The sequence below is a fragment of the Glutamicibacter sp. 2E12 genome (genome assembly GCF_050030965.1).
Taxonomy (GTDB): domain Bacteria; phylum Actinomycetota; class Actinomycetes; order Actinomycetales; family Micrococcaceae; genus Glutamicibacter.
Genome location: NZ_CP188297.1, coordinates 3,284,165 through 3,302,661, shown reverse-complemented (window position 1 = coordinate 3,302,661; position 18,497 = coordinate 3,284,165). Strand labels below are relative to the sequence as shown.

15 protein-coding genes and 4 tRNA genes are annotated in these 18,497 nt (G+C 59.3%); 1 reads left to right on the top strand and 18 read right to left on the bottom strand.

The genetic code is table 11. The annotated features are described in order from the left end of the window. Position 1 precedes the first annotated feature (1 nt). The 5 genes from cysD to ACP3TE_RS15495 form a co-directional block, all read right to left on the bottom strand. Positions 2-925: a sulfate adenylyltransferase subunit CysD gene (gene cysD / locus ACP3TE_RS15515; protein WP_105658472.1), complete on the bottom strand. Its 924-nt coding sequence runs from the start codon at positions 923-925 to the stop codon at positions 2-4. A 10-nt stretch (positions 926-935) separates the two neighbouring features. After that, entirely contained in the window at positions 936-1,658 is a 723-nt protein-coding gene (locus ACP3TE_RS15510) for a phosphoadenylyl-sulfate reductase (protein WP_426734129.1), read from the bottom strand. Continuing rightward, positions 1,655-3,355: a nitrite/sulfite reductase gene (locus ACP3TE_RS15505; protein WP_426734127.1), complete on the bottom strand. Its 1,701-nt coding sequence runs from the start codon at positions 3,353-3,355 to the stop codon at positions 1,655-1,657. Before ACP3TE_RS15505 ends, ACP3TE_RS15510 begins: the two co-directional genes overlap by 4 nt. 67 nt (positions 3,356-3,422) lie before the next feature. Next, positions 3,423-4,163, bottom strand: coding sequence for a sirohydrochlorin chelatase (locus ACP3TE_RS15500; protein WP_105658469.1), 741 nt, complete (start codon positions 4,161-4,163; stop codon positions 3,423-3,425). 30 nt (positions 4,164-4,193) lie between these two features. Next, positions 4,194-4,958: an SDR family oxidoreductase gene (locus ACP3TE_RS15495; protein WP_133833253.1), complete on the bottom strand. Its 765-nt coding sequence runs from the start codon at positions 4,956-4,958 to the stop codon at positions 4,194-4,196. A gap of 459 nt (positions 4,959-5,417) precedes the next feature. Between ACP3TE_RS15495 and valS the strand changes: the two genes are divergently transcribed. Continuing rightward, complete coding sequence (gene valS, locus ACP3TE_RS15490; protein ID WP_105658467.1) at positions 5,418-8,039, top strand: valine--tRNA ligase; 2,622 nt, start codon at positions 5,418-5,420, stop codon at positions 8,037-8,039. Positions 8,040-8,095: 56 nt separating this feature from the next. Here the strand turns inward: valS and ACP3TE_RS15485 are convergent, their stop codons facing one another. The 13 genes from ACP3TE_RS15485 to ACP3TE_RS15425 form a co-directional block, all read right to left on the bottom strand. After that, positions 8,096-8,290 (bottom strand): hypothetical protein, encoded by a 195-nt coding sequence (locus ACP3TE_RS15485; RefSeq protein ID WP_146112904.1) that lies wholly within the window; start codon positions 8,288-8,290, stop codon positions 8,096-8,098. Between the two features lie 70 nt (positions 8,291-8,360). Then, on the bottom strand, positions 8,361-9,368 hold the full coding sequence (locus tag ACP3TE_RS15480) for a trypsin-like serine peptidase (RefSeq protein WP_402696083.1): 1,008 nt from the start codon (positions 9,366-9,368) through the stop codon (positions 8,361-8,363). 898 nt (positions 9,369-10,266) lie between these two features. After that, a complete protein-coding gene (locus ACP3TE_RS15475; protein ID WP_105658465.1) occupies positions 10,267-10,875 on the bottom strand; it encodes a DsbA family protein in 609 nt (202 codons plus the stop codon). A gap of 40 nt (positions 10,876-10,915) precedes the next feature. After that, positions 10,916-12,208 carry an ATP-dependent Clp protease ATP-binding subunit ClpX gene (gene clpX, locus ACP3TE_RS15470; RefSeq protein ID WP_105658464.1) on the bottom strand — a complete coding sequence of 431 codons (1,293 nt, stop codon included), beginning with the start codon at positions 12,206-12,208 and terminating at the stop codon, positions 10,916-10,918. 167 nt (positions 12,209-12,375) lie between these two features. Beyond that, positions 12,376-13,035, bottom strand: coding sequence for an ATP-dependent Clp protease proteolytic subunit (locus tag ACP3TE_RS15465; protein ID WP_105658463.1), 660 nt, complete (start codon positions 13,033-13,035; stop codon positions 12,376-12,378). Between the two features lie 46 nt (positions 13,036-13,081). Then, on the bottom strand, positions 13,082-13,705 hold the full coding sequence (locus tag ACP3TE_RS15460; RefSeq protein WP_286134321.1) for an ATP-dependent Clp protease proteolytic subunit: 624 nt from the start codon (positions 13,703-13,705) through the stop codon (positions 13,082-13,084). Positions 13,706-13,928: 223 nt separating this feature from the next. Beyond that, the gene (gene tig, locus ACP3TE_RS15455; RefSeq protein WP_426734119.1) at positions 13,929-15,260 is read right to left on the bottom strand and encodes a trigger factor; all 1,332 of its coding nucleotides are present in this window, start codon (positions 15,258-15,260) and stop codon (positions 13,929-13,931) included. A gap of 87 nt (positions 15,261-15,347) precedes the next feature. Further along, a tRNA-Pro gene (locus ACP3TE_RS15450) sits at positions 15,348-15,422 on the bottom strand. Positions 15,423-15,579: 157 nt separating this feature from the next. Next, positions 15,580-15,654, bottom strand: a tRNA-Pro gene (locus ACP3TE_RS15445). A gap of 142 nt (positions 15,655-15,796) precedes the next feature. After that, a tRNA-Pro gene (locus ACP3TE_RS15440) sits at positions 15,797-15,871 on the bottom strand. An 812-nt stretch (positions 15,872-16,683) separates the two neighbouring features. Then, positions 16,684-16,757: transfer RNA gene (locus ACP3TE_RS15435), tRNA-Gly, on the bottom strand. Positions 16,758-16,943: 186 nt separating this feature from the next. Beyond that, positions 16,944-17,912, bottom strand: coding sequence for an Fpg/Nei family DNA glycosylase (locus ACP3TE_RS15430; protein ID WP_105659203.1), 969 nt, complete (start codon positions 17,910-17,912; stop codon positions 16,944-16,946). A 2-nt stretch (positions 17,913-17,914) separates the two neighbouring features. Continuing rightward, a complete protein-coding gene (locus ACP3TE_RS15425; protein ID WP_105659202.1) occupies positions 17,915-18,388 on the bottom strand; it encodes a ribose-5-phosphate isomerase in 474 nt (157 codons plus the stop codon). Positions 18,389-18,497 lie beyond the last annotated feature (109 nt).

The following is an 18,497-nucleotide window of genomic DNA, read 5'->3' as shown; positions in this document are numbered from 1 at the left end:
CTTAGAAGTACCCTTCGGTCTTGCGGTCTTCCATTCCCGCGGCGGAAATACGGTCGTCGGCGCGGGTGGCTCCGCGTTCGGTGATGGTGGCGACGGCCAATTCATCGAGCACCTTCGCCACGGTGTCGGCGGCGGAGAGCACCGCCCCGGTGCAGCTGGCGTCGCCCACGGTGCGGTAGCGCACCTGCTTGACGACGACCGGCTCATCGGCGTTGGGCTGGCTGACGCTGGTCAGTGCCCGCCACATGCCGTCGCGTTCGAAGACCTGGCGGCAGTGCGCGAAGTAGATCGGCGGCAGCTCGATGTTCTCGCGCTGGATGTAGGCCCAGATATCGCGTTCGGTCCAGTTGGAGATCGGGAAGGCGCGCACATGCCAATCCGGCTCGTGCCGCCCGTTGTACAGGCTCCAGATTTCCGGGCGCTGGTTGCGCGGATCCCAGACGCCGAACTCGTCGCGCAGGGACAGGATGCGCTCCTTGGCGCGGGCCTTGTCCTCATCGCGGCGCGCCCCGCCGAAGACCACGTCGAAGCCGTTGGATTCGATGGTGTCCAGCAGGACCCGGGTCTGCAGGCGGTTGCGGGTGCCGTCGGGCAGCTCGGCCAGCTCTCCGCGGTCGATGTACTCCTGCACGGAGCCGACGACGAGGTTCAGCCCGTACTTTTCCACGACCGCGTCGCGGAAGTTGAGCACCTCGGCGAAGTTGTGGCCGGTATCGATGTGCACGACGGGGATGGGCACGCGGCCCGGGGAGACGGCCTTGGCCAGCAGGTGCAGGACGACTACGGAGTCCTTGCCGCCGGAGAACAGCAGTCCGGGCTTGTCGAATTCGGCGAGCACTTCGCGGATGATGTGGATCGATTCGGCTTCCAAGGCGTCCAGGACGCTGCGCTGGGTGCCTGCGGGCGCGTTAGCGGTGATGGTCATGATTCGCTCCTTAGACGTGGATTCCGCATTCGGTTTTATTCAGCCCGGCCCAGCGGCCAGCCCGCGGGTCCTCGCCCTCGGCTACCGGCCGGGTGCAAGGCTGGCATCCGATGGACGGGTAGCCGTTGGACAGCAGCAGGTTCACGGGTACTTGGTGCCCGGTGGCGTAGTCGATCAGCTGATCGAAGCTCCAGGGGGCCACGGGATTGAATTTGACCAGTCCGTGCTTCTCGTCGAAAGCGACCAGGGGCGTGTTGATGCGGGTCTCAGCTTCGTCACGGCGTACCCCGGTGAACCACGCGCTGTATCCGGACAGGGATCTGGCCAGCGGGTCCATCTTGCGCAGCTGGCAGCAGGCGGCCGGATCCCGGGAGAACAGGTCCTTGCCGAACTTCTGATCCTGTTCGGCCACGGTCAAGGCAGGCAGCACGTCGACGATGTTCACGTCCAGCGTGCGGGCCACCTCGTCGCGGGTTCCATGGGTTTCGGCAAAGTGGTATCCGGTTTCCAGGAACAGCACATCGACCTTGGGCAGCTGCGCGCAGACCAGGTGCGGCAGCACGGCATCGGCCATCGAGCAGGCCACCGCTACCTCCTCGGCTTCGAGGTGCTCAGCAGCGAAAGCGACGACCTGGTCCGCTGTGGCATCCCAGCCCAGCTCGGCGGCGCCCAGCTTGGCGATGCGCCGCAGTTCAGCCTCGCTGCGGGTACGTACTGGGGTCGGCTTGCTCATTTCAGCTCATCCTCTTCAGCTCGGTGGGCCCAGGCAGCGAAGGATTCCCCTTCGGCAGCCGAGGCCGAGTAGTTCTTCACTACCCGCTCCACGTATTCGGGCAATTCATCAGCCGCGACCTTGAGCCCGCGCACCGTGCGCCCCAGGGCGGCTTCGCCATTTTCGAAACCGGCCAGGGTGCCACCGAGGTGAACCTGGAATCCGGAGACCTGTTCACCCTGGTCGTTGGTAATCAGCTGCCCCTTGAATCCGAGGTCCGCGGTTTGGATGCGGGCGCAGGAGTTCGGGCAGCCGTTGACGTGCAGAGACAGCTGGCGAGGCAGCTTGCCCTCGTGGTCGGCCAGGCGATCCTCGATTTTTGCTACCGCGTCAATCATGGTGTCTTTGGTGTCCACAATGGCCAGCTTGCAGAATTCGATACCGGTGCAGGCAATGGCCGAACGCTTGAACAAGCTGGGGAATGCCTCCAGGCCCAGGGCGCGAGCCGAAGCGACGAAGTCCTGCACCTGCTCTTCGGCGATGTCCAGGGCGATGATCTTCTGGTGCGGGGTGGTGCGCAGCCGGGTGGATCCATGGGCTTCGGCCAAATCGGCAAGGCCGGTCAGCGCAGTACCGGATACGCGGCCAGCCGGAGCGGTCAACCCGATATAGAACTTGCCGTCCTTCTGCTCGTTGACCCCGCTGTGGTCTCCTGCTTCGGTGGGCTGCTCCGGCAACGGGCCGTCGGGCAGCTCATAGCCCAGGTACTCATCTTGCAGCACCTGGCGCATTTTTTCCGTGCCCCATTCGGCCAGCAGGAACTTCAGGCGTGCGCGGTTGCGCAAGCGGCGGTATCCGTAGTCCCGAAAGATGGAAACAACGCCCTCCCAGACATCCGGTGCCTGCTCTTCGGTCACGAAGGCGCCGAGGCGTTCGCCCAGGCGGGGGTTTGCCGACAGCCCGCCGCCGACCCACAGGTCGTATCCGGGGCCGAGTTCCGGGTGGACGGTGCCGATCAAGGCGATGTCGTTGATTTCGTGGACGACATCCTGGCTTGGGTGGCCGGTGATGGCGGTCTTGAACTTGCGCGGGAGGTTCGCGAATTCCGGCTTGCCGATGTAGCGGCGGGAAATTTCGGCGATCACCGGGCTGGGATCGATGATCTCGTCCTTGCTGATGCCTGCCACCGGAGAGCCGAGGATGACACGGGGCACGTCGCCGCAGGCCTCGGTGGTGTGCAGGCCGACGGCTTCCAGCCGCTGCCAGATCTCCGGGACATCGACGACGTCGATCCAGTGCAGCTGGACGTTCTGGCGATCTGTCAGGTCGGCGGTGTCGCGGGCGAAGTCGGTGGAGATCTGGCCGATGACGCGCAGCTGCTCGGTGGTCAGGGCGCCGCCGTCGATGCGCACGCGCAGCATGAAGTAGCGGTCTTCAAGTTCTTCTGGGCTCAGCGTCGCCGTCTTGCCGCCGGGGATCCCCTGGGCACGCTGGGTGTAGAGGCCCCACCAGCGGAAGCGGCCGTGCAGATCCTCGGGTTCAATGGAATCGAAGCCCTGCTTCGAGTAGATTTCCTCGATGCGCTGGCGCACGTTCAGGCCGTTGTCGGCGGCCTTCATCTCTTCGTTGGCATTCAACGGGACAGGGCCGTCGATTTTCCATTGGCCGTTGGGTTTTGCCGCTCTTGTGGAGCGAACTGGTGTGGTTGTCTGCGTCATGTCCACCAGCGTAGGAACTGCCCCCAGGGGGTCGGCAACCTGCCGGTGTCACATGGCTACGCGTTGCCTAACGAGTTAGGACTTCGTCATCTGGAGACATGAAAAGCTCCTCTTCGAGCGCCTTTTGCAGTCGCACAAGGAAACATTGAGCAATCATTACGTCAGGAAGCAGGGGGCTTGTCACCACGCCTGCCCCCGTGCTAGCCAGCTTCTGCTGGAAGAATCCGTCGGCGAGCAGCGAGCTGAGCACGAGCACTGGACGCGCGGCAGCATTTCCCACGACGTCAGCGATCCGCGGCTGGGCCCCTGCGCAGTAGCCCACCTGCACTTCGCGCTCCAATAGGACAGCGAGCTGCTCGGCGAGATTCTTGACCTGGTTTTGGCCGACTTCCAATCTCGTGCCCGCCGCCGCCAAGACAACGAGCGGGTCGTTGGCCAGGTGCCCTGCGGCGCGTTGCGCCAGGACTTGGGCCAGCTCCGGCAGCGGACCCAATGGCAGGGCGGCGGAGGTTCCCGCGCGCGAGGCGACCGCCTGCGCGATGTCGTGCGTCGTATGAACGCCGTCGGAGACCAGCAGCGGCAAGACCACTGCCGGCTCGCCTTCAGGCAAACCGGCGATAACCGTTTCAAGCCGGGGCTCTTGGACATCCACATAGGCTTCGTGCCAGACAAGCTGCACCGGGAATCGCTCTTCGCTCCGCCGTTCCAGGTCGGCACGCAGATCATGGATTAGTTGCTGCCCGTTGGCGTTGTCCGTGCCGTGGGATGTTGCGACAACATGTATCTTCTGCTGGGTCGCTTGACTCATGAATTGATCCTCACCGATGTTGTTGGGCGCCTATTTGGCGCTGCGCACTAGCTTGTGGTTGGCGGCCTGCGCCTGCGGGCGGATGACAATTTCATCCAGATTCACGTGGGCCGGGGCGCTGACCGCATAGCGGATGACTTCGGCAACGTCTTCACCGGTCAAGGGATTCTCCACACCGGCGTAGACGTTGTCGGCGGCGCTCTGGCTTCCCAGGCGACGGAGCGCGAACTCTTCTGTCTGCACCAGGCCGGGCAGGATCTCGATTACCCGCAGCCCGTTCTCGACTTCTTCAAGACGAAGCGCCTGGGTCATGGCACGTTCAGCGGCCTTTGCCGCGTTGTAGCCGCTGCCGCCTTCGTAGCTGGCCAGTGCGGCGGTGGAGGTAACGTTCAAGACGGTGCCTCGCGCCTCGCGAAGCTGGGGCAGCAGTGCACGGGTCAAGCGCATGGTTCCCATGACATTGGCTTGCCACATGAAGTCCCAGTTTTCATCGACCGCGTCGGCCCAGGTTTCGGTTCCACGCGCACCGCCGGCGCAATTGACCAGCGTATCTGCGCCGCCTTGCGCGGTGACCGTTTCTACCAGTGCGTCGACATCTGCCTGCACGCTGACATCTGCTGGCACCGCGATCGCACCGCATTCAGCGGCGAGCTTTTCCAAGCGGTCGGCCCGGCGGGCTACTGCGAAGACGGTCCATCCTTGTGCGCGCAACGCATGGACTGTTGCCTGGCCGATTCCGCTGGAAGCTCCGGTAACAACGGCCGAACGGGAAGAAGTCTTATCTGTAATTGTCATACGTCAACTGTAGAACCAGATCATTACCAGTTGGTAAGGCATGAATTTCTCTTACATTTCATGCGGCAAGATTTTCTTCCGGGCCAGGGCCTGGAATCCAGGGCGGCGAGCGTCGGCGGTGCCGCCAGGGCCATGGCCGATGCTGTCCCGCCTGCGCCTACTGCGCGGCGGCAACGTGCAGCTGGCGCGGCTGCCGGAGGAATGCAATCGGAGGGAATATCTTGCGTAAGCGGAGCCATGCAGGAATGCGCCAACGCCAGACGGCGCTGCTATGCCCGGGTGCACCGTGCCGCTGGTGCGGGCGACAAGGCGATTCGGCGTTCGCGGCAGGACGGCTGAGCCAAGGGCCGCCGGTCCGGCACAGGCTTTTGATCCAGCTGGTCCCGGCTGGACAGCGGCGTGGTGCAAGCCATGGGCAACAATGACTGTGCGCCGGGCAAAACATGGAAGAATAGACGTATGGCAGAAGAAAACTTGGGCACAGACACGCCCGCAACGGTTTCCGTTCCTGACAAGCCCGCTTTGGAAGGCTTGGAAGAACGTCTTTCGTCCCGGTGGCGCACCGAGGGCACCTATCACTTCAATGAGGACACGACTCGCGAAGCCGTGTACTCCATCGACACTCCCCCGCCAACCGCTTCGGGTTCGCTGCACGTAGGACACATGTTCTCGTACACGCAGACCGACGTGTTGGCTCGCTACCAGCGCATGATCGGCAAGAACGTGTTCTACCCACTTGGTTGGGATGACAACGGCTTGCCTACCGAGCGCCGCGTGCAGAACTACTTCGGCGTCCGTTGCGACCCGACCAAGCCGTACATCGAGGGCTACCGTCCACCGGAAAAGCCTGCGAAGAACCAGCGCGACTGGGATGTCATCAGCCGCAAGAACTTCATCGAGATCTGTGAAGAGCTGGCGGTCGAAGACGAAAAGGTCTTCGAGCAGCTGTTCACCACCCTGGGCCTTTCGGTGGACTGGCGCATGACCTACCGCACGATCGACGACAATTCGCGTGCAACTTCGCAGCGCGCCTTCCTGGACAACCTGGCAAAGGGCGACGCCTACATGGCTGAAGCTCCAACCCTGTGGGACGTGACCTTCCGTACCGCAGTGGCCCAGGCCGAACTCGAAGACCGGGAAATGCCCGGCGCCTACTACCGTTATGCATTCGACGCTGAAAACGGCGAGCAGGTCTTCATCGAGACCACCCGCCCGGAACTGCTCGCTGCTTGCGCCGCGCTAGTGGCCCACCCGGATGACGAGCGCTACCAGCACTTGTTCGGCAAGACCGTGACCTCGCCGATCTTCGGAGTTCCCGTCACCGTCCACCCGCACCCATTGGCCCAGGCCGACAAGGGTTCTGGCATTGCCATGGTGTGCACGTTTGGCGACTTGACCGACGTGACCTGGTGGCGCGAACTGCAGCTGCCAACCCGTCCGATCATTGGACGCGACGGCCGCATCCTTGCAGACACCCCCGAGTGGATCACCACCGAGGCCGGCAAGGAAGCGTACGCCCAGATTTCGGCAAAGACCGTGTTCTCCGCCAAGGAAACCGTCGTCGAGATGCTTTCCGACGCGGGCCTGCTTGATGGCGAGCCGAAGAAGATTTCCCGTCCGGTGAACTTCTTCGAAAAGGGCGACAAGCCGCTGGAAATCGTGACCTCGCGCCAGTGGTACATCCGCAACGGCGGCCGTGATGAAGAACGCCGCAACCAGATGATCGCACGCGGCCAGGAAATTGATTTCCACCCGTCGTTCATGCGCTCGCGCTACGAAAACTGGGTTTCGGGCCTGAACGGCGACTGGCTCGTTTCCCGCCAGCGCTTCTTCGGCGTACCAGTGCCAGTGTGGTACCAGGTCAACGAGCACGGCGAACCGAACTACGATGCGCCGCTGTTGCCGACCATCGACCAGCTTCCGGTTGACCCGGCAGCAGACGCGCCGACCGGCTACACCGAGGACCAGCGCGGCTCCGCTAACGGCTTCATTGGCGATGCCGATGTCCTGGACACCTGGGCAACCAGCTCGCTGACCCCGCAAATCGCTGGCCGTTGGGGCCGTGACGACGAGTTCTTCTCGAAGGTCTACCCCTTCGACCTGCGCCCGCAGGGCCACGACATCATCCGTACTTGGCTGTTCTCCACCGCGGTTCGCGCAGATTCCCTGCACGGCAACGCTCCGTGGAAGCACGCTGCGATTTCGGGCTGGATCCTGGATCCGGACCGCAAGAAGATGTCCAAGTCCAAGGGCAACGTGGTTGTACCTAACGAAGTCCTGGATAAGTTCGGCGCGGACGCCGTACGCTACTGGGCGGCCAGTGCCAAGCTGGGTGCCGATACCGCGTATGAAATCAACCAGATGAAGATCGGCCGCCGCCTGGCCATCAAGATCCTCAACGCCTCGAAGTTCGTGCTGAACTTGGGCGCGACCGACGCCAACGTCTTGACCGATGACGCTTCGGTAGTCACCAACGGGCTGGATCGTTCGCTGCTCGCTCGCCTGTCGACCGTTATCGAAGACGCCCAGCGCGCTTTCGACAACTACGACTATGCTCGCGCGCTGGATATCACCGAGTCGTTCTTCTGGTCGTTCACCGACGACTACGTCGAATTGGTCAAGGACCGCGCCTACGGCGGCCACGGCGAAGCCGAGCAGGCGTCGGTTCTGGCTACCCTGGCCACCACCCTTGATTCCGTGCTGCGGCTGTTCGCGCCATTCCTGCCATTCGCTACCGAAGAGGTTTGGGGTTGGTGGCGCACCGGGTCGGTGCACCTGACCCAGTGGCCAAGCACCGGGCACTTGTCCGCTGCAGTGGAGGGCTCCGACCCGGCGGTACTGCCACTGGTTGGCGTCGCTCTCTCGGGCATCCGCAAGGCCAAGTCCGATGCGAAGGTCAAGCAGCGTACCGAAGTGCTCTCGGGCGAGATCCACGCTCCAGCGTCTCAGGTTGCGCAGCTCAAGGCAGGATTCGAGGACTTGAAGTCCGCGGCGAACGCCCGTGAGCTGACCCTGGTTGAAGCCGACGGTGAAATGACTGTCACCAACGTTGAATTGGCTCCGGCTGAAGAAACCGAATAGCAGTTGAACCAGAAAAACCGGTTGCCATCCCGTCATCGGGATGGCAACCGGTTTTGCTATTTCTGCCCTTGCTCCTCCCCCGCATCAGGGTCATCCGTCTCGGGTGGAGACTGGACGGTTTTCTCCATGGGCCGAGCCGCGCGTCGACGTTCGCCGGTGAAGTGTTCCAGTTGGTCTTCCGCGCTGGACTCAAGACGATGCTTCTGGACCGAGTCTTCTGACCCGGCAGCTGGCGAATTTCCGTCGGTCATCTTCTCTTCCCATCTACTTGCAGCCAGCAGCTGGATCCCCATCGATGTCCAGCTGCTGGGTTATTAGTGCTTAGTTCTGCGCGCTCTGGTATGCCTGCTGGATCACCGAGCCCCAGTACGGTCCGAACATGGTGTCGCGCACCGAGCTGTAGCCGAAGCTGTTCACAGAGTTCTGGTAGCCGTTAGATCCACTCCCCAGGAACCATGGGCCACCGGACGAGCCGCCGGTCATGTTGCATGGAATGCCTTGGGACTGGGACTGGCCAAACGGATCGTCGCTGGAGTATCCGCTGCACGATTGCAAGGTCTCGCCGTTGAATGGCGAAGCAGCTGGGTAGCCGTAAGCAGTGTAGTACTCTCCGCGCGCCTGGTTGAAGGCGACCCCCGAAGCGCCAACAGCATCAGTCAAGGACGCACCACCGCTGGAGCTGACCACGGCGAAGCCTGTGTCATAGGTGATGTCCCCGCCATTTGACCATTCAGTTGGTGCCACCAGCTCGGTCGCTGCGAAGGAACCGTAGGGTGCTTTGCCGTTTTCATAGGCTGGAACGAAGACCCAACGGGTTGCGAATGAACCGGGTCCTTCATTCAGGCAGTGGCCAGCGGTGGAGACCGTCGACTCGTTGGCGGAGACGACAGCGTTGCCAGAGCACACGTAGTCTGATCCGCCGAGAGTGAAGAACACCTTGCCGATGTGCGAAACCGGTGTTTCCTGGGTAGCGCGAGTCTTGCCACCCTTCGTTTGGGCCTGCTTTCCGGCTGCCGCCTGCGCGCCATGACCGGCGACCTTGGCCGGCTTGCCGGCTTCAACCTTGGCAGCCGAACCCGACTTGCCAGCTACGAGTGAATCTGCGTTCTTTGCGGCTTTCATCCGATCCGCGGTCCAGTAGGATACCGCTGCGTCAGCCTTCTGTTCCGAGATCGTGATTGACTCGACGTCGCCACCAGTGGTCGTCGGCGCTGCCGAGGCCATCGGTGCCACGCCGAGCATCAGCGCGCCTGCAAGAACCGCGGCGCTTGCCAGCTTGCGGCGCCCCTTGCCCTTGGATGAATCCGTAATTAGAGAACGAATCTGCACGATTTAACTCCTTGTCCAGTGGCTTCTTTGCCACTATCGATGGGGGTGCTGTTGCACTCGTGGGAAACAGTCAAACACACACTTCAAGCATTTTCTACAGGAATATTTTCCTCCGCCCGCCGCGTCACCGACCTGCAACGGCCACCAAGTTGTGAAGCGAAATAGTTTTGAAACAGATACTTTCAATCGATTCCCCGGCGCCACGACTCCCCTTCGAACGAGCCCGTGCATTTCTGGTGATTTCAAACCAGCCCCTGAATACCAGTGAGCCGAATCACACGCCCAGAGTCCGGCCTTGCCGCGCGAGACCGGAGAAGCGTGTCTGAATATATGAAATAGAAGCTTCGGTAACAGATACTTTCCCGGCTCCGCGATGTCTGCCCTGTAGGAAAAAATATGCATTAATTAGGCTTTAAAATTGGACTTATTCGACACCCAATAGAGCCGGTTGCCGATGCCGACGGCCTACCTCCACGACTTGCCTTGCAATCCGATGACGCCTGCGCACTCTGCAAAGGCAGCTTGAACTGTCCGCCCGCCGCGCGCCGTTGCCCTGGATTGATGAGTCATCATCCGAGCCTAAGAAACGGAGGTTCGAACGACGCACCAATTGGACTGCGGAACCGTCCCTGGCCAATATGAACCGCGTGCTCCGCGATCCGACGAGAAGGTGAAGCACCGGTGCAACGAATGGCGGATGCACAGAATACTGGTCCGGCCCATGCGGATCGGCGCCTTGATGGCGCACCTTCCTCCGTCGGCGGATAGCCAATCGTCCCGTGGATTAGTGGCATCGGAGGGCGAACACCCGGCCCTCCATGCCAAGCGCCTTCACTGATTAAAAACCAAGGACGCTGCCTCGCAATGAGACAACGTCCTTGGAACAGAAAATTCCCGCTTAGTCGAAAACCGGGCTTTCGGTACGAGTGCGCTTCATTTCGAAGAAGTACGGGAAGGATGCGAGCTGCGCCGCAGCGTCAAACATCTTTCCTGCATCTTCCCCAGTTGGAATACGGGTAATGACCGGACCGAAGAAAGCAACGCCATCAACGGCGACGATTGGCGTGCCTACATCCTGCCCCACCAAGTTGATGCCTGCCTCGTGGCTCGAGCGCAGCACGTCATCGTTGGCATCGGTATTCGCAGCTTCAGCGAGTTCCGCCGGCAATCCCGCCTTCTTCAGCGCCTTGGCGATGACTTCATCACGATCTTCGATCTTCTCGTAATGGAATAGTTCACCCATGGCGGTGTACAAGCTGTCCTTGACTCCCTCGCCGTGTTCCTGGGCAGCACGCGTGACCACCCGCACCGGACCCCATGAGATGTCCATCTTGGCGCGGTAGTCAGCTGGAAGGTCGCGGCCTTCGTTAAGCATCGAGAGGCTCATGACGTTCCAGTTCACGTCGATGTCGCGGACCTTCTCCACTTCCTTGATCCAGCGGCTCGTCGCCCAAGCGAACGGGCAGATTGGATCGAACCAAAAATCTACTTGCTGACGTTCAGCCATGAACTACCAACTTTCTTCCGAAGAGAATTTTTGAATACGGCTAGGCGGACTTCATATCGCGCTTGGCCACCATCGCGTGAGAGAGCAACGTGGGATCTTCACGGTCAATGACGGTTGCCCGAGTAATGACCACCTCGGCAACATCGTCGCGGCTTGGAAGGTCGAACATTACGCCGCCAAGGGTTTCCTCAAGAATCGACCGCAAACCACGCGCGCCGGTCTCGCGCGCAATAGCCTGTTCTGCGATTGCTTCCAGTGCCGACTGGTCGAAGCTCAAAGCTACGCCATCCATCTGGAACATCTTCTGGTACTGCTTGAGAAGTGCGTTCTTTGGTTCGGTCAGTACGCGCACTAGCGCGTCCTTATCCAGATGCTCCACCGTGGTGATCACCGGCAGGCGACCAATGAATTCTGGAATCAGGCCGAACTTGAGCAAGTCTTCCGGCCGAACATCCGAGTAGGAAGCGGTCTCCGACTTCAGCGCTTTCAGCGGAGCACCGAAACCGATGCCTTTCTGCCCTGCCCGTGAAGAAATAATTTCTTCCAGTCCGGCAAAGGCGCCGGCAACGATGAACAGGATATTGGTGGTGTCGAGCTGAATGAAATCCTGGTGAGGGTGCTTGCGGCCACCCTGGGGCGGCACCGCAGCGACAGTGCCTTCAAGGATCTTCAGAAGCGCCTGCTGGACGCCTTCACCGGAAACGTCCCGGGTGATCGAAGGGTTCTCGCTCTTGCGGGAAATCTTGTCGATCTCGTCAATATAGATGATGCCGGTCTCGGCCTTCTTGACGTCATAGTCGGCAGCTTGAAGCAGCTTGAGAAGAATATTTTCCACATCTTCACCCACGTAGCCTGCTTCAGTCAGGCTTGTAGCGTCGGCGACAGCGAAAGGAACATTCAGCTTCTTCGCCAGCGACTGCGCCAGGTACGTCTTACCGCATCCGGTAGGACCAATAAGCATGATGTTGGACTTCGAGACTTCCACATCATCCAGCGGGTCATCGTTAGTCAGCGCCGCAACAGGACCGTGGTCCTGGTTGCCGTGGATACGCTTGTAGTGGTTATAGACAGCGACCGAGAGAGCACGCTTGGCGTTCTCCTGGCCGATGACGTATTCCTGCAGCGAGTTGAAGATCTCGCGTGGCTTAGCCAAGGAGAACTCTTCGTGCACCTGCTCTTCGGCGAACTCTTCAGCGATGATTTCGTTGCAGAGTTCGATGCATTCAGTACAAATGTAGACACCATGGCCTGCAATTAGCTTCTTAACCTGCTTCTGGCTCTTCCCGCAGAAAGAGCATTTCAACAGATCCGAGCCTTCACCCATGCGTCCCATCGCACCATTCTCCCGTTTACTTGAGTAGCTGTGGACTTACTCAATTCTAGGCTAGTAGTCCCCCAAATTAGATGAATATGGCGGTTTACCTGTGTTGTGCCGTCTGCCTTTGGACAGACCAGCAACTAGGTAAACCGCCATTCATCATGGATTATTCCAAGTATGCGCTAGCTTCCCAGCTGAGCACGGTTCAGCTTACGAGGAGTCAATACCTCGTCTACGATGCCGTACACCTTGGCTTCGCTAGCAGTCATGAACAAGTCACGCTCCACGTCGCCGCGCACCTTCTCAACGTCCTGGCCGGAGTGGGAGGCAATGGTCTCTTCCAGCCAGCTGCGCATGCGCATAACTTCCTCGGCCTGGATCTGCAGGTCAGTCGCGGTGCCGCGTTCGCCGCCACCCATTGCTGGCTGGTGGATCAATACGCGCGCGTTAGGCAGGGCCAAACGCTTGCCCGGGGTACCAGCTGCGAGCAGTACTGCTGCTGCGGACGCCGCCTGGCCAAGGCACACGGTCTGGACCTCTGGGCGGATGAACTGAATCGTGTCGTAGATTGCAGTCATCGCGGTGAAGGAACCACCTGGCGAATTGATGTACAGGGTAACGTCGCGCTCGGGGTCCATGGATTCCAGGACCAGCAGCTGGGCCATCACGTCATCGGCCGATGCGTCATCAACCTGGGCGCCGAGGAAGATGATGCGATCTTCGAATAGCTTTGCGTATGGGTCCTGGCGCTTGAAGCCGTATGGGGTGCGCTCTTCGAACTGTGGCAGGATGTAGCGGGCCGACGGCATTTGACCGCTAACGGCTTCCGGATTGAAGTTCATGGTTTTCTCCTAGGACAAATCTTTGGGTATCAAGCGATGCGTGCGACTATTTGTTGTCGTCGCCTACGAAACCGTTGACCGAGCCTGCGTGGGTTGCGATCTGATCGAAGAAGCCGTACTTCAAGCCATCTTCTGCGGTGAACCACTTATCACGCTGGTTGTCGATGAGGATCTGCTCCACGGTCTGACCGGTCTGTTCTGCAGTCAACTCGCTCATGACCTTCTTCATGTGCATGATCAGTTCAGCCTGGATCTTGATATCCGAGGCGGTACCGCCGATGCCGCCCGATGGCTGGTGCATCAGGATGCGGGCGTTCGGCGTAGCGAAACGCTTGCCCGGGGTGCCCGAGGACAGCAGGAACTGGCCCATCGATGCGGCCAGACCGGTTGCTACGGTCACGACGTCATTCGGGATGAAGTTCATGGTGTCGTAGATGGCCATGCCAGCGGTGATCGATCCACCTGGCGAGTTGATGTACAGGTAGATGTCCTTCTCAGGATCCTCTGCCGAGAGCAGCAGCAACTGCGAGCAAATGGCATTCGCATTGTCGTCGCGGACGTCGGAGCCCAGCCAGATGATGCGCTCCTTGAGCAGGCGGTTGTAGATGTAGTCATCACGGCCGGCCGGCTCTGCGGCTGCCATAGTGGGAGTGCGCGAATCATTTGACATGTTCTCTACCTCTTCCAAACGTGTAGATCAGTTTCTGGAATCTCTGTTTCTAATCCCATAGCTACAACTGGTTACTTTGAGATTACTTACTTCAAGCCATTCTTGGGCCGTTTCATGCCCCTGTTTCGCTCACGGCGCATGATGCACGCCCGCAGCGAACAAAAATGGCCATCGGCGGCTTGTTTTGAACAAGCGGCCGATGGCCATCAGAGTTTAGTGAAGACTACTTGGCCTCTTCGGCCTCAACCTCAGCAGCTTCTTCTTCACCGGCTGGCTTGACGAAGGAGGTCAGGTCAACTGCGGCACCGTTGGAATCGGTAACCTTAGCGAACTCGAGAACCTTTGCAAGTGCCTTGCGGCGGCGAACTTCGCCCATGAGCATTGGAACCTGGCCTGCGCCGTCCAGCATCTGTGCAAACTGGTTTGGCTCCATGCCGTACTGGCCTGCGGTCTGAACGATGTAGTCGATCAGCTCGGACTGCTCGACGCCAACTTCTTCAGCATCTGCAACAGCGTCGAGGATGATCTCGTTCTTGAAAGCACGCTCGGTGTTCTCGCGAACCTCTGCGCGGTGCTCTTCGGTGTCGTGGTCTGCTTCAGCGTCTGGTGCGTTGAAGTGCTGCTCGATCTGCTCATCGATAACCGATACAGGAACAGGAACCTCAACCAGTTCAACCAGCTTGTCCAGAACCAGCTCGCGAGCCTCTACGCCCTGCTCGACAACCTTGCCCTCTGCAGCGTCCTTCGACAGGTTCTCGCGCAGCTCGGCGATGGTGTCGAATTCCGAAGCCAGCTGAGCGAAGTCATCGTTAGCTTCTGGCAGTTCGCGCTGCTTCACAGCGTTGACGACAACCTTGACGGTTGCGGTCTTGCCGGCGTGCTCGCCGCCAGCCAGGGTGGTCTCGAAGGTTGCGTCTTCGCCGGCAGACAGGCCGGTAACAGCCTCGTCCATGCCCTCAAGCATGTTGCCGGAACCGATCTGGTAGGACAGGCCCTGTGCGGAGTCGACTTCTTCGCCTTCTACAGCAGCGGTCAGGTCGATGGTCACGAAGGAGTCTGCAGCTGCTGGAGCTTCAACTTCCTTCAGGGTGCCGAAGCGGCCGCGCAGATCGTCGAGAGCCTTCTCGATGTCCTCGTCAGCAACTTCCTTGGCCTCAACAGAAACTTCGATGCCCTTGTAGTCCGGAAGTTCAACCTTCGGACGTACGTCTACCTCGAGGGTGAAGACCAGCTGGCCTTCGCCTTCCTTTTCGAGGGATGGCAATTCGGTGATGTCTACCTCTGGGCGGGACAGCGGGGTGAGTTCGTTCTCAACCATTGCCTTCTGGTAGTACTCGTTCAGACCTTCGTTGACGGCAGTCTCGATGACATGGCCGCGACCGACGCGCTGGTCGATCATCTTTGCAGGAACTTTGCCCTTGCGGAAGCCTGGGATCTGAATCTGCTGAGCGATGGTCTTGTACGCCTCATCGACGCGGGGCTTCAGTTCCTCGTAAGGAACTTCAACGGTCAGCTTAACCCGGGTCGGGTTGACGTTTTCGACGGCGCTCTTCACAGCGTTGTACTCCTGAGTTGTCTAATATTAGGTCTAATCTGCAAAAAACCCCGCAACATGGTGGCGTTGCGGGGTTGTTCGACAGAGTCGGGGTGACAGGATTCGAACCTGCGACCTCACGCTCCCAAAGCGCGCGCTCTAGCCAAGCTGAGCTACACCCCGATTAGCAGTGAACAGTCTAACCCGAGTTATCCTGTATCCACTAATCGTTTGTGATGCTTACTAGTTACTTTTTACGGTTCTTAGTGATCACAAGATCTAAATTATATTTAGCTCTCAAATTTCACGAGCTGAATCCGAAGATTTTTCACTCGTAAAGTCGGGGTGACAGGATTCGAACCTGCGACCTCACGCTCCCAAAGCGCGCGCTCTAGCCAAGCTGAGCTACACCCCGATTAGCCAGGAAGCCGCATCAAGCGATGCTTTGCTCCAACTAACCGTTTTGCTTGAATACCGAGAATTTTTCAATTTCCGCCACTCACGAGGACTGATCTCTCAGTTCTCAATTCTACGGCTGAATAGCTTCAGCCATAAAGTCGGGGTGACAGGATTCGAACCTGCGACCTCACGCTCCCAAAGCGCGCGCTCTAGCCAAGCTGAGCTACACCCCGGTAAAGTTCAGAAGAAAGCTTGTTTCATCTGGACTAACCGTTTTGCAATCGGTCCGGGAATGTTTTGTTTCCCGTGCTGATCACAAGAAACTAAGTTACACGGGTTCGGACCAAAAGCAAAATCGAGGATTTTGCATGTTGCAGAAAGACATCCGCATGATTTAGCGGTTTTCCTCGTTTCACAAGCCAGAATTTAGCCAAAACTCGCTTTTTCGTGAGTTGAATTACAGGTGGATTTTCGAACGACCGCAACACCAGTGCCGCCGGCCGACTGGAAGACAAGAACCACCCATTCTCCTTTGAAGCATTGACTGGGACCCAGATGCGGCCGATTATTTTTTCCAGGTGTTCAAGCAGCGACTGTTGCTTTGCTCGGCGACCCGGCACATAATCCGTGGCTGCTGGACTAAACCCCGGTCGAAACCAAGCGTCACGCTTGCAAACCTGACGCCATGCCAACAGCTCCCAGGCAGGCGTGAGGAGGGTGCGAGTTTGGCATATTTGAAAGCGGGAAATCGCCAATTCCCGAAGCTGCACCCCGGAACGCGAGGCTCATCGAATCAATTAGCGACGTTCGGCGACGACTCTTCTCCGCCGCTGACGAAGTGAAGGGGCCTGGGAAAAACGCTCCCCGCCGATGCATAAGAATGCGATTTGACGTCCAGGAGCAGAAAAAAATGGAAGCCGCAAACATTATCGGAGCCTCATTTCTGCAGTGACCCGAAATGGCTGCACTACGCAGAGGAGGCCAGGAAAAGAGCGGCCTTCGTCCAGATACGCGAAAAGGCCCCGCACGGCGAGACCTTTTCATTTGGAGGGGATGACGGGAATCGAACCCGCATCATTAGTTTGGAAGACTAAGGCTTTACCACTAAGCTACATCCCCATTTCGAAGCTTCTGCGCTTCGAACAAGATTCAGTCTAGACCATAAAACTCTTGCTTTGCAAATCGGGGATTCCATGTCTCACTTGGCACCTCTCCCTTATCACTGCCGTACGGTGATGGTTAGCAAAACACGCCGACGAGCCTGAACGAAAAGAACTCCGCTCGTCCCATCGACGAATCTGCAGCTTATGCCTTCACATGTTTGCGCGGAAGCTTCTGGCAACGAGGGCACCAGTACAGCTTGCGAGCCGCGATTTCGGCCAGGGAAATCTGCGCCGAACATTTCCGGCACCCCATTCCCTGCCGCTGATAAACGTAGTACGCGTTATCGGGCCAAACCACGCCCTGTGGGTCGCGGTCTTCGGGCAAGGTAGTGATGATCTTGCCATCGCGAACGCCGTCTTCCATTACCGATACGATGTCCCACCAAAGTGATTTGGCCTTTTGAGCACTGAGTTCATTCGCCGGCAATTCCGGAGCGATTCGATTCCGGAATAGGGCTTCCGCTCGGTAGATATTGCCGACACCAGAAATGAGCGCCTGGTTCATGAGCACGATGCCAATGGCTGTCTTGGTCTTCATCAGGTTCGCCCGGAATTCCTTGAAGCCCGCTTCAAGCCGAATATCTGCGTCCGCTAAATCAGCCTGGCCTTTGGCTGCCCTGAAACGCACTGCGGACCCAATCAATGGATCCGGGCCGAGCTTATCCAGATGAATCTGGACCTGTTCGTATTCCAGAACCTCGCATGCAGTTGGCCCGCGCAAATCAGCCCAGCCGTGTTCGGAAACGATCCGCGCTCTAACTGCTCCTACCGGTGCGGGCGGGCCGGTGTACTTCTCAGCATCCGTACTGGCACTGGCTTCGATTTCACCAATCTTCCGAGGGGCGCCAATCGAGGAAGCACCCGTAAAGTAGCTGTCTCCCCCGAAATTGAACGCGCCATAGAGCCCCAGATGCACTCGCAGATAGAGATCGTTGGAAAAGCGGCAGAAGAGCTGCTTGCCCTTGGCAAAGGCCTGTTCCAGCTGATGGCCGTCGATGCGCGCGGCATCGGAGCTGAAACGGCCCTGCGGAGAAGTAACCAGGACCGTTTGCCCGCCAAAGACATCGTCGAACTGGCGGGCAAGTCGGTGAAGGGAATGACCTTCAGGCACGACTAGTCGATGACCTCGCCGGTCGTTTCATACGTGGCGATCTTGCCGATGCGGCGTACGTGGCGCTCCGCTTCGCTAAATGGTTCAGCGAGGAAGGCCTCGATAAGTTCCGCAGCTTCTTCTACTGAGTGCTGGCGCCCGCCAACGGCTATGACGTTGGCGTTGTTGTGCTCACGGGCCAATTTCGCGGTATCCATGTTCCACGCCAGTGCGGCGCGAATCCCTTCGACCTTGTTGGCAGCAATTTGTTCGCCGTTGCCGGAGCCGCCCAAGACGATACCCAGTGCGTCCACGCCCGCGCGCTGGTCATCAACAACAGCTTGTGCCGCGTTGATGCAGAATGCCGGGTAATCATCCTCCGGGTCATAGGACTTCGGGCCGTGGTTGACCATTTCGTAGCCCTTGGCGGTCAGGTGCTTTACCAGGTAGTCGCTGAGCTCAAGTCCTGCATGGTCAGTAGCGATATGCACGCGCATAGTCGATTGCCTCATTTACTAGGGAGGGTTCTTTTACTTTCCTATCTAGGATAGCGACCGCGGCACGCGCTCCGGCTACTTCTCAGCTGCGCATCACGGAGTATGAACC

What these genes read in the sequence shown, in the direction of transcription:
- ACP3TE_RS15505 (WP_426734127.1), bottom strand. Translation starts at nt 3,355, where the DNA reads ATGACGCAGACAACCACACCAGTTCGCTCCACAAGAGCGGCAAAACCC.
- ACP3TE_RS15510 (WP_426734129.1), bottom strand. Translation starts at nt 1,658, where the DNA reads ATGAGCAAGCCGACCCCAGTACGTACCCGCAGCGAGGCTGAACTGCGG.
- ACP3TE_RS15465 (WP_105658463.1), bottom strand. Translation starts at nt 13,035, where the DNA reads ATGAACTTCAATCCGGAAGCCGTTAGCGGTCAAATGCCGTCGGCCCGC.
- ACP3TE_RS15500 (WP_105658469.1), bottom strand. Translation starts at nt 4,163, where the DNA reads ATGAGTCAAGCGACCCAGCAGAAGATACATGTTGTCGCAACATCCCAC.
- clpX (WP_105658464.1), bottom strand. Translation starts at nt 12,208, where the DNA reads ATGGGACGCATGGGTGAAGGCTCGGATCTGTTGAAATGCTCTTTCTGC.
- valS (WP_105658467.1), top strand. Translation starts at nt 5,418, where the DNA reads ATGGCAGAAGAAAACTTGGGCACAGACACGCCCGCAACGGTTTCCGTT.
- ACP3TE_RS15485 (WP_146112904.1), bottom strand. Translation starts at nt 8,290, where the DNA reads ATGACCGACGGAAATTCGCCAGCTGCCGGGTCAGAAGACTCGGTCCAG.
- ACP3TE_RS15475 (WP_105658465.1), bottom strand. Translation starts at nt 10,875, where the DNA reads ATGGCTGAACGTCAGCAAGTAGATTTTTGGTTCGATCCAATCTGCCCG.
- ACP3TE_RS15460 (WP_286134321.1), bottom strand. Translation starts at nt 13,705, where the DNA reads ATGTCAAATGATTCGCGCACTCCCACTATGGCAGCCGCAGAGCCGGCC.
- ACP3TE_RS15495 (WP_133833253.1), bottom strand. Translation starts at nt 4,958, where the DNA reads ATGACAATTACAGATAAGACTTCTTCCCGTTCGGCCGTTGTTACCGGA.
- ACP3TE_RS15425 (WP_105659202.1), bottom strand. Translation starts at nt 18,388, where the DNA reads ATGCGCGTGCATATCGCTACTGACCATGCAGGACTTGAGCTCAGCGAC.
- cysD (WP_105658472.1), bottom strand. Translation starts at nt 925, where the DNA reads ATGACCATCACCGCTAACGCGCCCGCAGGCACCCAGCGCAGCGTCCTG.